Raw genomic sequence first — 15,396 nt, forward strand, 5'->3', positions numbered from 1 at the left:
ATAAAATATTGAAACAATAAAAATCGAATCAATTCTTTTTATGCTTATATAATATATTCAAAAAAAACAGTAACAGCTCAATTTCTTACACAAAAACCAACTTCTCAATGACCAACCTATCCTTTTCACAGACCAATCAATATACTCAAAGATACGCAATTTATAGTTGATATAAACAAAAAAAAAGAGGCCTCCATAACTGGATACCTCTTAAATTATTTATATTGATAATAATGAATTACGAAAGCACTGTATTTTCAACCTCTTCAACTGTAATTGGAATTCTTTTACCAATTAACTGACATCCCTTTTCTGTAACTAAAAGATCATCTTCAAGTCGAATACCTCCAAAATCGCGATACTTATTTACCTTATCGTAATTGATATAATCTAAGTACTGCTTTTCATTTTGAAATTTATCAATCAATGCTGGAATGAAATAGATACCAGGCTCATTAGTAATAACAAAACCAGGTTTCAACTCTTTCCCTAAACGTAAATAAGCTGTTCCAAATTGACTTGCACGCTTGATCTTATCATCGTATCCAACATAATCTTCACCAAGATCTTCCATGTCGTGAACATCTAAGCCCATCATATGTCCCAAACCGTGAGGCATAAATAAGGTATGAGCACCTGCTGCAACTGCTGCATCTGCATCCCCTTTCATCAAGCCAAGTTCAATCAATCCTGAAGCAATCACCTTACAAACTTCTAAATGAATAGAGCGGTAGTCAACACCTGGACGAATTAATTCAGTTCCTTTATCAATAGCAGCTAGGACAATCTCATAGATTTCTCTCTGTTTCTGAGAAAACTTACCTCCCACTGGAATAGTACGAGTATTATCAGAAGCATAATGCGTATCCGTCTCTGCGCCACAATCAACAAGTAATAAATCACCCTTTTTAAGCAAATTACCATGTTCGTGATTATGAAGTGTCTCACCACGTTTTGAAACAATGGCAGGGAAAGAAAGCATTCCACCTGCACGAAGACTTATAGCTTCAACCTCACCAGCAACTTCTCTTTCGTAAACCCCATCCTGTGCCATTTTCATAGCGGTAACATGCATTTGATAACCTGTTTCAGCAGCACGTTCAAGCTCTACTATTTCACAAGGCTCCTTAATTTCACGAAGAGCAACAATTGCTCTAATCAATTCTTCTGAAACATTAGATTTGATATCAGCTGGTTTAACTCCAACTAATTCTTCTAACAATATTTTATTTTCAGCACGATAAACAGGTAATAAATGAATTTTACGTCCCGCTGCCATAGCGTCAGAAATAAATTTATTCAGATCAGTAAAAGGAGCCGTTGCTTCAATACCAACCTTAGCTGATTGATCTTTTACAGAAGGCTGTGGGCCCATCCAAATAATATCATCGATATCAACATCATTCCCAAAAATGTAATCCTTATTATTATCAATGTCGCAAACACCTGCAAAACCAGGATGATCTAAACCGAAAAAATAAAGAAAATTACTGTCCTGACGGTAGTGATAAATATTATGTGGGCAGTTCATTGGAGCATCTGGGTTACCAAGGAATAATGCAATTCCATCTTTCATGGATTGACGCAATTTTTCGCGTCTGTTAATATAAACTTCTTTTGAAAACATGATATGTTGTTTAAAGGATATAATAATTTATAAAAGAGACTAACTAATCGATCGAATAATTACCAATAAAACCAACCAGCTTGCCCAAAACAGACGAAAGATAAAAATTAACTCGGAATAATCCTTATTAAAATAGCTTAATAGAATCCACAAAAAAGACCTTCTCTGAGAGAAAGCCCTTAATTTTATATTAATTTATTACGATATTATTTTACAACAATATCCCTATCAATAATTTGATCTAAAGAAATAAAAGTTTCTGTTTTAGAAACACCTGGCACATTTTGAAGTGTGTTAATCAAGACATCCATAAGATGTTGATTATCTCTACAAAGCATTTTAACTAGAAATGTAAAATTTCCTGTTGTAAAATGACACTCAATAATTTCTGGAATAGCCTCTATACGACCAACAACTTGCTTATACTGATGTGCATGATCAAGAAAAATACCTACAAAAGCGCAAACTTCATACCCTAGAGCTCTTGGTTTCACAATAAATCTTGATCCATCAATTACACCAGCATCTTCAAGTTTTTTCACCCTTTGATGAATAGCAGCACCAGAAATACCACACTCTCTGGCTATTTCTAGAAAAGGAATACGCGCATTTTTTATCAGATAAGATAATATCTTCTGATCAACATCATCAATTTGAAACTTCATTCTCTTTATATTTTATAGCTTAAGCTGAGGCCTACAACATCAACTCCTGATTACAATCTATTACTTTAATGACAAAATTAGTAATAATTCATAAGCAGAACACATTATAATTTTCATTTCATCAAATTTAGAACGAATACAGGGAAGCTTTCTTTATTTTTCTTACTGCTAAAAATCCTTAGTAGAGTTCAGTGTTTTAAATCCTATCAGACGATCGTAGTTTTTCTCTATATCGTGATAATAGACATAGATCATATAATTATTCTCGGTTTGCCAATGACTTCCCTCTATATAATCAACATCTGGGTAGTCTTTCCCATTTTCCAACAAAGCATACACATAATTGTAATAACCTTGTTTTAAGTAAATACTTTTCTGATATGAACCTAAATTGTGATCATATACCATTCTGTTATTCTCATTGCATTCCCAATTATTGAAAGCCCCATAAACATACATCTGCCCATGTTTCAACTCATTATCAAAAGGGAGAGTAAAAACAACTTGTGCATAGTCCGCTTCTGTCGTTGGTTCTTTTCTCTCGTCAACTGAAACAACAGAAATACCATTATTATCTCTCCTAAATATATAAGGATCAAATTGACGATTTTTACCTGGACTTAAAGAAACTACCGTTTTTCCTTCTAGATTTTCAATTGATTGTATATAAATCGACTGATAACGGAAACTCTTCAAATCAAAATAATGAAACTCGTTATTACCGGGGAAAACGTATTCCTGATTATTATCGAACACCAATTCGTCTTTACGAATAAATATAGGCGTCACCTTCATTTGACTTCCATCAGACCTATCATTCTGGCGGAGAATAACAGTAAGGTCAGAATGCGGATTATCAATTAAAAAATTGGGATGAAAGATACTAAACATGACTTCCTGATGGGTTTTTCTTCTATCCATATCAATAGGATGTTTCACTTTTCCCTTTAATTCAATCTTGGAATCTAGAATCATAAATCGTTGACGAAGTATGATATTCTCAACATCGAAATCTTGATAAACTTCCAGAATATAATTCCCAGAAAGTTTCAATTTCACATCCCCATTAGGTAATAAGAGAGAATAATGCACATAATCAACATTTGTATTGAAAGAAAACTCGTAATCTTGAATCTGATTTTCAGAAAAACCATCCAGAAAATCAAACTCACTTAAGCCCGACGATTTCCAATCAGCATTACAATGAACAATTCGATAAGAATAATCCTGTATGTCTTTCCCCAATTCATCAAATGAAAACTGAAGTTGATTTTGACTACTCAATTCAACAATGGGAGGTGACAACTCCCAACCTACAGGATGACACTGAACAGTATGAATGCTAACTTTTATAATTTCACTTTTATACCCTGAAGAATCTTCCGAAGCAAAAGTGCTTAGACAATAAGAGATACATAGGTGTGAAATTAAAAAAACTCTAAAGAGGAACTTATACATTTGGATATCTATATATGATGTTTATAAATTGCAAGATTTTCTACAAATATATAAAATTGCTTTATATCTTTGTTTTCGATTTTCCAAGACAATCTATCTGGTTACTATAAGTTTTAAAACACGATTAAGATACCATTCTCAAAATAGAAACACGCTTGGATTTAGTTAATTTAGAAACAAATTAATCATATCAAATAGTTTAACATGTCTGAAGTTAAAAAGATCAAAAAAGGCTTAGATATTAAGCTGATAGGAAAGGCTGAAAAAGTACTTGAAAAGGCTGATCGTTCTGAGACATTTGCAATTAAACCTACCGATTTCCCTGGACTTACTCCCAAATTAAAAGTAAAGGTTGATACTGAAGTAAAAGCAGGTTCTGCTTTATTCTTCGATAAGTATTGTCCTGAAATTAATTTTACGTCTCCAGTTAGTGGTAAAGTTGTTGCTGTGAATCGTGGCGAAAGAAGAAAAATTCTTGAAGTCATTATTCAGGCTGACAATGAATTGCAATACGAGGAATTCAAAAAAGCTAATCCTACTGACTTATCTCGCGAGGAAGTTAAAGAGGAATTATTAAAATCAGGTTTATGGGCATTCCTTCGTCAGCGTCCTTACGACGTTATTGCCAATCCTGCTGATTCGCCTAAAGCAATTTACATTTCTGCTTTCGACACTGCACCTCTTGCTGCTGATTTCGATTATTTAGTTGAAGGTGAAGCGGAGGCTTTTCAATTAGGTATTAATGCTTTAACAAAGCTTACCGATGGGAAAGTTCACTTAAACATCGATACTAAGAAAACGCAGTCGAAAGTTTTCACCGAAGCAAAGAATGTTGTTATCAACAAATTTGCAGGTGTTCACCCAGCTGGTAATGTTGGTGTTCAAATACACAAACTTGATCCTATTAATAAGGGCGATGTTGTTTGGGTTATTCGTCCACAGGAAATTCTTTTCATCGGTCGACTATTCCAAAAAGGAATTTACGATGTGAGCTGCAAAATAGCTCTTACAGGTTCAGAAGTGAAGAATCCTTCATATTATAACACTATCCTTGGAGCTTCGGTTCGTAATATTCTTAAAGCGCAGCTTAAAGATGACGATAAGATTCGAATCATTTCGGGTAATGTTCTAACAGGAACTCAAATTCCTGAAGATGGATACCTTTCTTTCTATGATTCACAAATTACTGTTATTCCTGAAGGTGACGAGTTTGAATTTTTAGGGTGGGCACTTCCTGGCTTACAGAAATTCTCTATGTCGAAAACATTCTTCTCTTGGTTAACGCCTAATAAAGAATATAGATTAGATGCAAACCTACATGGTGAGCACCGTGCTTTTGTAATGACTGGTGAATACGATAAAGTTTTACCAATGGACATACTTCCGTTACAACTAATTAAGTCTATTATGGTTGAAGATATCGATCAGATGGAACAATTAGGTATTTACGAAGTAGCTCCTGAGGATCTTGCTTTGTGCGAATTTGTTTGTACTTCAAAAATTAATGTACAGGACTTAGTTCGTCAGGGAATTGATCTGATGATTAAAGAAATGAGCTAAAAAAAACGGAAAACTATTTATAATGAAAGCACTAAGAAAATTTCTTGATAAAAAGAAACCCTTATTTCAAAAGGGTGGGAAGTTTGCAAAGTTGCAGTCCTCATTTGAGGCTTTTGAGACTTTCCTATACGTCCCTAATATAACATCCCACAGTGGAACCCACATTAAAGATGCTATCGATTTGAAGCGTACCATGTCGGTTGTTGTATTGGCTTTGATTCCAGCTTTATTGTTCGGAATTTATAACACAGGTTACCAGCATTTCCTTTCTCTAGGAAAAGAAGTGTTAGCATCTACACCTTTGATGGATATTTGCATTTATGGTTTAATTGAAATCCTACCTATTATCGTTGTTTCATACGTGGTTGGTTTGGGTATTGAATTTGCCTTTGCACAAATGCGTGGTCACCAAGTAAACGAAGGCTTCCTGGTTTCAGGTATGCTTATTCCTCTAATCATGCCAGTTGGAGCACCTCTTTGGATGGTTGCTGTATCAACTGCATTTGCTGTAGTTATTGGCAAAGAGGTTTTTGGTGGTACAGGTATGAATATTTGGAATCCAGCTCTTGTAGCTCGTGCCTTCTTCTTCTTCGCTTATCCATCTAAGATGTCGGGTGATATTGTTTGGATTGCTGATAAGGCTGATAGTTTCTCTGGAGCTACACCTTTAGCTCATGCTGCGACTCTTGTAGATGCAACAGGCGAGGCTGCAACTTCAATCTACACACAACATCTTTCAAATGTATGGGACATGTTTGTTGGATTAATCCCAGGATCAATCGGTGAGACTTCAACCATCGCGATTCTAATTGGAGCTGTTATTCTAATCGCTTCAGGAATTGGAAGCTGGAAAATCATGGCTTCAGTATTTGTTGGTGGTTACACCATGGGAGCAATTTTCAACCTTGTAGGGGCTAATGCTTATATGGAATTAATTCCTGCATGGCAACACCTTATTATGGGTGGTTTTGCTTTTGGTGCTGTGTTTATGGCAACCGATCCTGTTTCAGCAGCTCAAACTGCTCGCGGTAAAATCATCTACGGTTTCCTTATTGGTTTCCTTGCTGTATTGATTCGTGTAATGAACGCAGGTTTCCCAGAAGCTATGATGCTAGCAATTCTATTGATGAACACATTTGCTCCACTAATCGACCATTACGTGATTCAGGGTAACATCAAGAGAAGATTGAAACGTGTTAAGGTAAATGCTTAATCAAAAAAACGTTTAGAAAATGAATACTCAAAGCAATACATATACATTTCTTTACGCTGCCATTATGGTAGTGATTGTTGCGGCAGTACTTTCTTTCACTTCATTGACATTGAAAGATCGCCAAAACATGAATAAAGAGATTGAGAAAAAGCAAGACATTCTAAAAGCTGTGAATGTTGCTTCGACTCCTGCCAATGCGGTTGAGCTTTACGACAAGTACATTGTTGAAGCCATTATCGTAAACTCAGAAGGAGAAGTTAAATCAAATGATAAAGCCAAGACCTTTAAAGTTGATCTTAAAAATGAAAACAAGAAGAATCTTTCTGAAAGAAACCTTCCTGTCTTTGTTTTCAATGATACAAAAATTGGCAAAAAACTAATTATTCCTGTTCGTGGAAAAGGAATGTGGGGACCCGTTTGGGGATTTATCTCAATGGAACCAGATCGTAAAACTATTTTCGGTGCTACGTTCGACCACCAGGGAGAAACTCCAGGTTTGGGTGCTGAGATCTCTAAAGCAGAGTTCCAAAAGCCATTTACTGGAAAGCAAATCTTTGATGAGTCAGGTGTTTTCACTTCTCTGAAATTGGTAAAAGGAACTGCCTCTACTAACCCACACGCTTTCGATGCTGTGTCTGGTGGTACTGTTACATCAAAAGGTTTGGAAGCAATGCTTCAGGATAACCTAAGCAGTTATGAAAAGTTTTTAAAATCTTCAAATTAAGATAAAGATGAGCGATAAAGAACCATTATTCTCAGCTAAGAATCGAAAGTTGCTGACCAATCCGTTGGGAAGCGATAACCCGATTACCATTCAGGTATTGGGTATCTGTTCGGCCTTGGCGGTAACTGCAAAGTTAGAACCCGCAGTGGTAATGACCATTTCAGTTATGGCTGTATTGGCACTTGCTAATGTGATAGTTTCATTACTTAGAAATACTATTCCATCACGTATTCGTATCATTGTACAACTTGTTATTGTTGCTGCATTGGTAATCCTTGTAGACCAAATTCTAAAGGCTTTTGCTTATGATGTAAGTAAGCAACTTTCTGTATTTGTTGGTCTTATTATCACCAACTGTATTATTATGGGACGTCTTGAAGCATTTGCTTTAGGAAATCGCCCATGGCCAGCTTTCCTTGATGGAATTGGTAATGCAGCTGGATACGGTATAATTCTAGTAATTGTAGCTTTCTTCCGTGAATTGTTAGGATCAGGAACCCTTTATGGTTTCAAAGTGATTCCTCAAGCATTTTACGATATGGGATACCAGAACAACGGATTAATGATTTTGCCTCCTATGGCACTTATTACTGTAGGTATTATTATCTGGGTACAGAGATCTCGTAACAAAGCTCTAATTGAGTCCTAATTTTAAAGAAAAATCGAAACATGGAAAATCTGATTAATATATTTATCAAGTCGATTTTTATCGACAACATGGTGTTCGCATTCTTCTTTGGGATGTGTTCATATCTTGCAGTTTCTAAAACTGTAAAAACTTCTATGGGACTAGGTTTGGCTGTAATTTTCGTATTAGGAATTACAGTTCCTATGAACTACTTGCTAAACAAATATATTTTGGCCGAAGGTGCTCTTGTATGGCTTGACGCTTCAATGGCTGATGTAGACTTAAGTTTCTTAAGTTTCATCATGTTTATTGCTGTAATTGCTTCTATGGTACAATTGGTTGAAATGGTTGTTGAGAAATTTGCTCCGGCACTTTACTCATCTCTAGGTATTTTCTTGCCACTTATTGCTGTAAACTGTGCAATTTTGGGTGGATCACTATTCATGCAAGAGAGAGATTATTCAACATTAGCTGAAGCGACTTCATTTGGTCTTGGATCAGGTATTGGTTGGTTATTAGCAATTGTAGGTATTGCAGCTATTCGTGAAAAAATCCGATACTCAAACATTCCTGCTCCTCTTAGAGGTCTGGGAATTACATTTATTGTAACTGGTTTAATGGGAATTGCCTTTATGAGCTTCATGGGGATCAAACTCTAAGCAAATAGGAAAATAAAGTAAAACTAAATTTTCAAAATTTAATTGAAAAAGAGATGATATTATTAACAACACAGGGTACTGTTATAGGCACAAGTATTTTGATCTTCCTACTTGTGATCCTGATTCTGGTTTCTATCCTTTTGTTTGTAAAGCAGAAACTCACCCCGTCAGGAGAAGTAACGATTGATATTAATGGTGGCGATCAAAAATTAGTTGTTCAGCCAGGCAATACCCTTTTAGGAACTTTAGGTGCTGCTAAAATCTTCTTACCATCAGCTTGTGGTGGTGGTGGAACTTGTGCTATGTGTAAGTGTCAGGTTCTTGACGGTGCAGGTAGCATTCTTCCAACAGAAGTTGATTACTTTACTCGTAAAGAGGCGCAGAACAATTGGCGTTTAGCTTGTCAGGTTAAAGTGAAAGAAGACATGTCCATGTCGATACCTCAAGAAATTCTAGGTATCCAAAAATGGGAATGCGAAGTGGTTTCAAACGGTAACGTAGCGACCTTTATTAAGGAGTTCGTTGTTAAGTTACCGGAAGGTGAAATTCTTGATTTCAAATCAGGGGGATACATTCAGATTGATGTTCCTAAAATCGATGTTGATTTTAAGGATATGATTATCGAAGATGAATATCGCGGCGAATGGGAACAGTTTAAGATGTTTGATCTTAAGATGAAAAATCCGGAACCAACTTACCGTGCCTATTCAATGGCTAACCACCCAGCTGAAGGAAACATTGTAATGCTTAATATTCGTATTGCAACACCTCCATTCGATCGTGTAAACGGTGGCTGGATGAATGTTAACCCAGGTATCTGTTCATCCTTTATCTTCTCGCGTAAGCCAGGTGATAAGGTGACTGTTTCAGGTCCTTATGGTGAGTTCTTTATCAAAGAAACCAATAACGAAATGATGTTTATTGGTGGTGGTGCTGGTATGGCTCCAATGCGTTCTCATATCTTCCATTTGTTCCACACTGTAAAAACGGGTCGTAAGGCTACATTCTGGTATGGAGCACGTTCTTTAAAAGAGGTATTCTATGCGGATCAGTTTGATGCAATTGCAGCTGATTTCCCTAACTTCGAATGGCACTTAGCTCTTTCTGAGCCACAGCCAGAAGATAACTGGGAAGGACCAACTGGATTTATCCATCAAGTGATTTACGATAACTACCTGACTAATCATGATGAGCCAGAAGATATTGAATATTACCTTTGTGGACCTCCAATGATGAATTCAGCTGTTACAAATATGCTGTATGATTTAGGAGTACCAGACGAAATGGTTGAATTTGACGATTTCGGATCATAAATATTTTAAGCCTCGGTTATTCCGAGGCTTTTTTTTTGCCAAGTCGCAGTCATAATTTTTTAACTTTACAATCTCTTAATTTTTCATTTATACTTTGAACAGCAATCGTCATGATTAAAAGAATTCAACTACTCGTATTAACTGCACTGGTTTTATTTGCATGTCAACCAACAAAAAAGGACTATCAGTATAATGAAGGTTATATTTGGGGAACCATCTATCACATTATCTATAATAATCCTAAAAATGTAGACTTTCATGATGAGATTAAGGCTAAGATGAATGAATTCGATCTTTCACTTTCAACCTATAAACCAAACTCAACCATATCACGTGTTAATAATAACGACTCGACTGTCGTTCTCGATCATTATTTTAAAACAGTATTCAACAGAAGCATACAGATATCTGAAGTAACCAATGGTGCTTTCGATATGACAATTGCTCCGCTTGTTAATGCTTGGGGGTTTGGTTTTAAAAACAAACTTGAACCTGAGGATATCCCCGTTGATAGTCTACTACAAATTGTAGGTTTTAATAAAGTCAAACTACTCAACAACCGAATTATTAAAGATGATCCTAGAATCATGTTTGACGCTAGTGCAATAGCCAAAGGATACGGTGTAGATGTGGTTGCCGCCTTTTTAGAAAGCAAAGGAATTTCAAATTATATGGTCGAAATTGGAGGTGAAATTCGTGTTAAAGGTATCAGTAATAAAAAACGCTCCTGGCGAGTAGGTATCGATAGACCAATTGATGATCCAGAAGTGAAAAACAGAGAAATTCAGGATGTTTTAAGCTTAGCTGACGGAGCAATGGCTACATCGGGTAATTATCGCCAATTTTATATAAAAAATGGAAAGAAATACGCTCATACCATCGATCCAAAACAAGGCTATCCGGTTCAGCATTCTTTACTCTCGGCATCAGTAATTGCTCCTGACTGTATGACCGCTGATGCCTATGCCACGGCTTTTATGGTTTTGGGTTTAGAAAAAAGTATAACGATTGTTGAGAATGATCCGAATTTAGATGCTTATTTTATTTACACCGACGAAGATGGAAAATATCAAACCTATTCATCGGATAAGATTAAAGAGATGATTCTCAAATAAAAATTGAATCTCTACAAAAAAATAACCCCACTCATCTCTGAGTGGGGTTTATCGTATCGAATAATCTCACCTATGACAAAATAGTTGTCATAAGATTGACTAGTTAATTGAGATTCTTAAATGGAAACTTTAAATATTAATCTAAAGTTTACTGAGTTCTTTCTCCAAAATTGTCTCTTTACTATATTGTCCTTTCTTAAAAGCTTTCGCTTGTTCAAGCATATCTTGAGAAGTTGCACAAGTCACTCCCTCCTTCTTTAAGAAATCTGTTTTTCCTATATGTGTTTCCGGGAATTGCCCATTCTTCTTGACAAGAATCGTAATTGCGAAACCAATAAAACCTATTCCTAAAAGAACAACGCTAACTAAAATGAGCTTTAAAATCATGATTCTATATATTTATATAATTAGGACAAAAGTAACACATCCTTTACACAATTCAAATCAATTAAGACAAGAGAGTCTTAAATATTCAAACAAACCCTTCTTATTTAGAATAAATCTCACTAAATTTGTATGGCTTAACAAAATGGGTGATAAAATTCTACTAGAAACGCAAACGTTTACAGATCTTATCACTATTAATCATTATTAATTGTGAGTATGTCAGAAATATATAAGGAGAATACTAAAAAGGAAATTTCGTTCGAAGATTTTAAAAATGAAGTTCTCGAAGATTACCGAATTGCAAATATAAGTCGTCAACTAAGTCTATTGGGTAGAAAAGAGGTTTTAACTGGAAAGGCTAAATTTGGAATTTTTGGCGATGGCAAAGAACTTGCTCAAATTGCCATGTCTAAAAGCTTTAAAAATGGTGATTGGCGATCAGGTTATTATCGTGATCAAACTTTTATGCTTGCTGCAGGTATGTTAACCCCTGAAGAATTCTTCGCGCAACTTTATGGTGAAACTCAACTTGATAAAAATCCGGGTAATGGTGGTCGTTTAATGAATAATCATTATGCATCACGTAGTTTGAATGCCGATGGTAGTTGGAAAAATTTAACTGAGCAAAAGAACTCATCTGCAGACATCTCTCCTACTGCAGGGCAAATGCCTCGACTTTTGGGTCTAGCATATGCTTCTAAAATTTTCAGACAAAATAAAGAATTACATGGCTTCTCCGAATTCTCAGACAAAGGAAACGAGGTTGCCTTTGGAACCATTGGAGACTCAAGTACCTCTGAAGGTCATTTTTGGGAAACGATAAATGCTGCAGGGGTTTTAAAAGTCCCAATGGCCATGAGTGTTTGGGACGATGGATGGGGTATTTCGGTTCCCAATAAATATCAAACAACAAAATCTAATATTTCTGAAGTTCTGAAAGGCTTTGAAATGGATGAGAATGGTGATGGTTATCATATCTACAAGGCTAAAGGATGGGATTACCCTGAACTTTGTAAAATGTACGCCGAAGGGATTGCAAAGTGCCGAGAGAATCATACGCCGAGCTTATTTCACGTGATAGAAATGACTCAACCACAAGGTCACTCAACTTCTGGATCCCACGAGCGTTACAAAAGCGAGGAACGTCTTAAATGGGAGCTTGAATACGATCCAATCAAGAAAATGCGCGAATGGATGCGTGATATGGAACTTGCAACTGAGGATCAATTAATATCGATTGAATCAGAAGCTATAGAAATTGTAAAGCAAGCAAAAACTCAAGCTTGGCAAACATTCATCACTCCTGTAAAAAAAGAACGCGATGAATTAGTCGAATTGGTAAAGGCTTCAGCTTGTAATTGCAAAAAAACAGAACGTATTGATGCAATTGTTAATGACTTGAAAAAGATCATTCATCCAATTAGAAAAGATAATGTGAGTTCTGCAAAAAAGATTTTACGTCATATTTGTAGTTCATGTGCAACTTTCAAACCCTTGAAATCTCAATTGCAACAGTGGCTGAAGGATACCATTGAAGAAAATCACGAACGCTACAGTTCTCATTTATATAGTGAAACAGATCAGCAGATTTCTAGAATTCAAGCTGTAGAACCCAAATATTCGGAAGCATCTAAAATTGTAACTGGTCGGGAAGTCCTTCGTGATAATTTTGATCAACTTTTCAGCAAATATCCCTTATTATTAACTTTTGGTGAAGACACTGGTTTTATTGGTGGTGTCAATCAGAGTATGGAAGGCATGCAAGAAAAGTATGGTGAATTACGAGTTTCAGACACAGGAATTCGCGAGGCTACAATTCTCGGACAAGGCATTGGATTAGCTATGCGTGGTTTACGCCCAATCGCTGAAATTCAATATTTCGATTACCTTTTGTATGCAATACAAACCATGAGTGATGACTTGGCGACCTTACAGTACAGAACAAAGGGTGGGCAAAAAGCTCCAGTTATTATTCGTACTCGTGGACATCGTCTTGAAGGTATTTGGCATTCAGGTTCTCCTCTAAGTATGGTCATCAACTCAATACGAGGGATACATGTTTGTGTACCACGTAATATGACTAAGGCGGCAGGCTTATATAACACCCTTATGGAATCCGATGAGCCAGCTTTGGTGATTGAACCACTAAATGGTTACAGACTTAAAGAGAAGATGCCTGATAACCTGGCAGAGTTTAAAACGCCACTTGGTATTCCAGAAGTACTAGAGGAAGGCTCCGATATTACCTTAGTAACTTATGGGTCATGTGTGAAAATTGCTGAAGATGCAGTTAAACAACTTAAAGAATTTAATATCTCAGTTGAACTTATTGATGTGCAAACCCTTCTACCATTCGATGTTAATCATATGATTGTTGAATCGGTGAAGAAAACCAATCGTGTGATCTTCTTCGACGAAGATGTGCCAGGTGGTGCAACAGCATTTATGATGCAGAAAGTTCTTGAAGAACAAAAAGCTTATTTTCATTTAGATGCAGAACCACGTACTATAACTGCTAAAGATCATCGTCCAGCATATGGAACAGATGGAGATTATTTCTCAAACCCTAATGCTGAAGATGTTTTTGAAATCATTTACGACATAATGAGGGAAAGTGAACCAGATAAATTCACTCCGATTTATAAAGTATAGAAGATTTAAATAATTCACACAAAAGGACGCTGATTGTAAAAATCAACGTCCTTTTTAGTTTTAAATCCATTAATCAATACTTTTTGACTTACAAAATTGGGAACAAACTCTTAACAAAAAAATATTTTCACTAATTTTAGCCAATAGAACAAAAACATTAAAATGGGTAAATCGAAAATCAAATCGCTTCTAATAAAGGCTATTAGTAACAAATTCTCCATTAGTCTACTGGTCTTCTTCCTATGGTTGTTCTTTTTCGATCAACATTCCATATGGGAACGCAAAGAATATACCAATAAGATTGAAGCTCTAAGCGAAGAAAAAAAGCACTTCTTAACAAAGATCAAAAAAGATAAAGAAAGTATACATGAACTGAAAACAAATCGAGAGAATTTGGAGAAATTTGCTCGAGAGCAATATCTCATGAAAAAGAAAAATGAAGATATTTTTATAATAATTGAAAAGGAATAGTGAAAACTATTCCTTTTTTTGTACTTTACAGTATATGAAACAAAACACTTTCTTATCTGAAACTAAAAAAATACCATATCGTATAATATGTAGACGCTACTTATAAACTGATAAGCCCGAAACCTCTGATTTGAGATTTATTTGAGATTATTCTATATACTTAAGAAATCCTAGCCATGTTACCTAAAAAACGAGAGAATGCCGACCTAGAAAAGAAGAAAAGTTTATTCTTTGAAATTGGACTAGCTATAGCCCTTTTGTTAGTATTAATTGCGTTTAAGTGGCGAGTTCAAATTAAAGATACTGAGCTCATCACCAACCCTCAGGAACTTAACGAATTGGAAGAAATTGTTCCTATAACCAGACAAGAACCCGAAAGACCAAAAGTAAAACCACCTGTTAAAATCAGATTACAAGATGTGATTACTATCGTTGAAAATGATTCGAAAGAAGACCCTAATTTAGTAATCGAAGAAGAAGATATTAATCAAAATACTGAAATTGATATTAGTCCTCCTGAAGAAGTATCATATGATACCGAAATTGTAGATGAAACTGAGATCTTTGTTGTCGTTGAAGATATGCCTATTTTCCGTCCGGATATCTGCAGCAGTATGGCTGAAGGCAATATTGAACTCAATAAACACATTCAGAAAAGTATAAAATATCCTGCTCTTGCGCAAGAAAACGGAATTACTGGGCGAGTATTTGTAAGGTTTATTGTTGGAAGAGATGGTAAAGTCAAAAATGCAGAAATTCTTAGGGGAATTGACCCATCTCTTGATCAAGAAGCATTAAGAGTAATTAGAAACTTACCTGCTTTTGCTCCAGGTAAACAAAGAGGCGTTCCTGTACAAGTAACATACTCAGCTTCAATCAATTTTGTTCTTCAATAATTCAAATTTAAATAAACCTTTAAAAGCA

Annotated in this window: 14 protein-coding genes; 10 read left to right on the forward strand and 4 right to left on the reverse strand. The window is 35.7% G+C overall.

The features are described 5' to 3' along the window. Window positions 1-238: 238 nt before the first annotated feature. The 3 genes from DWB61_RS14385 to DWB61_RS14395 form a co-directional block, all read right to left on the reverse strand. Window positions 239-1,627 carry an aminopeptidase P family protein gene (locus DWB61_RS14385; protein ID WP_125031613.1) on the reverse strand — a complete coding sequence of 463 codons (1,389 nt, stop codon included), beginning with the start codon at window positions 1,625-1,627 and terminating at the stop codon, window positions 239-241. 206 nt (window positions 1,628-1,833) lie between these two features. Continuing rightward, window positions 1,834-2,292, reverse strand: a complete 459-nt coding sequence (locus DWB61_RS14390; RefSeq protein WP_125031614.1) for an Lrp/AsnC ligand binding domain-containing protein — start codon at window positions 2,290-2,292, stop codon at window positions 1,834-1,836. Between the two features lie 168 nt (window positions 2,293-2,460). Further along, the gene (locus tag DWB61_RS14395; RefSeq protein WP_125031615.1) at window positions 2,461-3,750 is read right to left on the reverse strand and encodes a type IX secretion system plug protein; all 1,290 of its coding nucleotides are present in this window, start codon (window positions 3,748-3,750) and stop codon (window positions 2,461-2,463) included. Window positions 3,751-3,954: 204 nt separating this feature from the next. Between DWB61_RS14395 and DWB61_RS14400 the strand changes: the two genes are divergently transcribed. From DWB61_RS14400 to DWB61_RS14430, 7 genes are all read left to right on the forward strand, one after another. Further along, entirely contained in the window at window positions 3,955-5,310 is a 1,356-nt protein-coding gene (locus DWB61_RS14400) for a Na(+)-translocating NADH-quinone reductase subunit A (RefSeq protein ID WP_125031616.1), read from the forward strand. Window positions 5,311-5,332: 22 nt separating this feature from the next. Beyond that, complete coding sequence (locus DWB61_RS14405; protein ID WP_125031617.1) at window positions 5,333-6,523, forward strand: NADH:ubiquinone reductase (Na(+)-transporting) subunit B; 1,191 nt, start codon at window positions 5,333-5,335, stop codon at window positions 6,521-6,523. A gap of 19 nt (window positions 6,524-6,542) precedes the next feature. Beyond that, the gene (nqrC, locus tag DWB61_RS14410; protein ID WP_125031618.1) at window positions 6,543-7,247 is read left to right on the forward strand and encodes an NADH:ubiquinone reductase (Na(+)-transporting) subunit C; all 705 of its coding nucleotides are present in this window, start codon (window positions 6,543-6,545) and stop codon (window positions 7,245-7,247) included. 7 nt (window positions 7,248-7,254) lie between these two features. Next, window positions 7,255-7,896 (forward strand): NADH:ubiquinone reductase (Na(+)-transporting) subunit D, encoded by a 642-nt coding sequence (locus DWB61_RS14415; protein WP_125031619.1) that lies wholly within the window; start codon window positions 7,255-7,257, stop codon window positions 7,894-7,896. Window positions 7,897-7,916: 20 nt separating this feature from the next. Further along, on the forward strand, window positions 7,917-8,534 hold the full coding sequence (gene nqrE / locus DWB61_RS14420; RefSeq protein ID WP_125031620.1) for an NADH:ubiquinone reductase (Na(+)-transporting) subunit E: 618 nt from the start codon (window positions 7,917-7,919) through the stop codon (window positions 8,532-8,534). A gap of 53 nt (window positions 8,535-8,587) precedes the next feature. Further along, window positions 8,588-9,847, forward strand: coding sequence for an NADH:ubiquinone reductase (Na(+)-transporting) subunit F (gene nqrF, locus DWB61_RS14425; protein ID WP_125031621.1), 1,260 nt, complete (start codon window positions 8,588-8,590; stop codon window positions 9,845-9,847). 110 nt (window positions 9,848-9,957) lie between these two features. After that, window positions 9,958-10,962: an FAD:protein FMN transferase gene (locus DWB61_RS14430; RefSeq protein ID WP_125031622.1), complete on the forward strand. Its 1,005-nt coding sequence runs from the start codon at window positions 9,958-9,960 to the stop codon at window positions 10,960-10,962. 141 nt (window positions 10,963-11,103) lie between these two features. Here the strand turns inward: DWB61_RS14430 and DWB61_RS14435 are convergent, their stop codons facing one another. Beyond that, window positions 11,104-11,349 (reverse strand): hypothetical protein, encoded by a 246-nt coding sequence (locus DWB61_RS14435; protein WP_125031623.1) that lies wholly within the window; start codon window positions 11,347-11,349, stop codon window positions 11,104-11,106. 216 nt (window positions 11,350-11,565) lie between these two features. On the opposite strand from DWB61_RS14435, the gene DWB61_RS14440 reads away from it, so the two are divergent. The 3 genes from DWB61_RS14440 (at window position 11,566) to DWB61_RS14450 (ending at window position 15,368) form a co-directional block, all read left to right on the forward strand. Then, window positions 11,566-14,001 (forward strand): alpha-ketoacid dehydrogenase subunit alpha/beta, encoded by a 2,436-nt coding sequence (locus DWB61_RS14440; protein ID WP_125031624.1) that lies wholly within the window; start codon window positions 11,566-11,568, stop codon window positions 13,999-14,001. Between the two features lie 162 nt (window positions 14,002-14,163). Continuing rightward, window positions 14,164-14,472: an FtsB family cell division protein gene (locus tag DWB61_RS14445; RefSeq protein ID WP_125031625.1), complete on the forward strand. Its 309-nt coding sequence runs from the start codon at window positions 14,164-14,166 to the stop codon at window positions 14,470-14,472. Window positions 14,473-14,648: 176 nt separating this feature from the next. Next, complete coding sequence (locus tag DWB61_RS14450) at window positions 14,649-15,368, forward strand: energy transducer TonB (protein WP_125031626.1); 720 nt, start codon at window positions 14,649-14,651, stop codon at window positions 15,366-15,368. Window positions 15,369-15,396 lie beyond the last annotated feature (28 nt).

Source organism: Ancylomarina euxina (assembly GCF_003863355.1).
GTDB classification, from domain to species: Bacteria; Bacteroidota; Bacteroidia; order Bacteroidales; family Marinifilaceae; genus Ancylomarina; species Ancylomarina euxinus.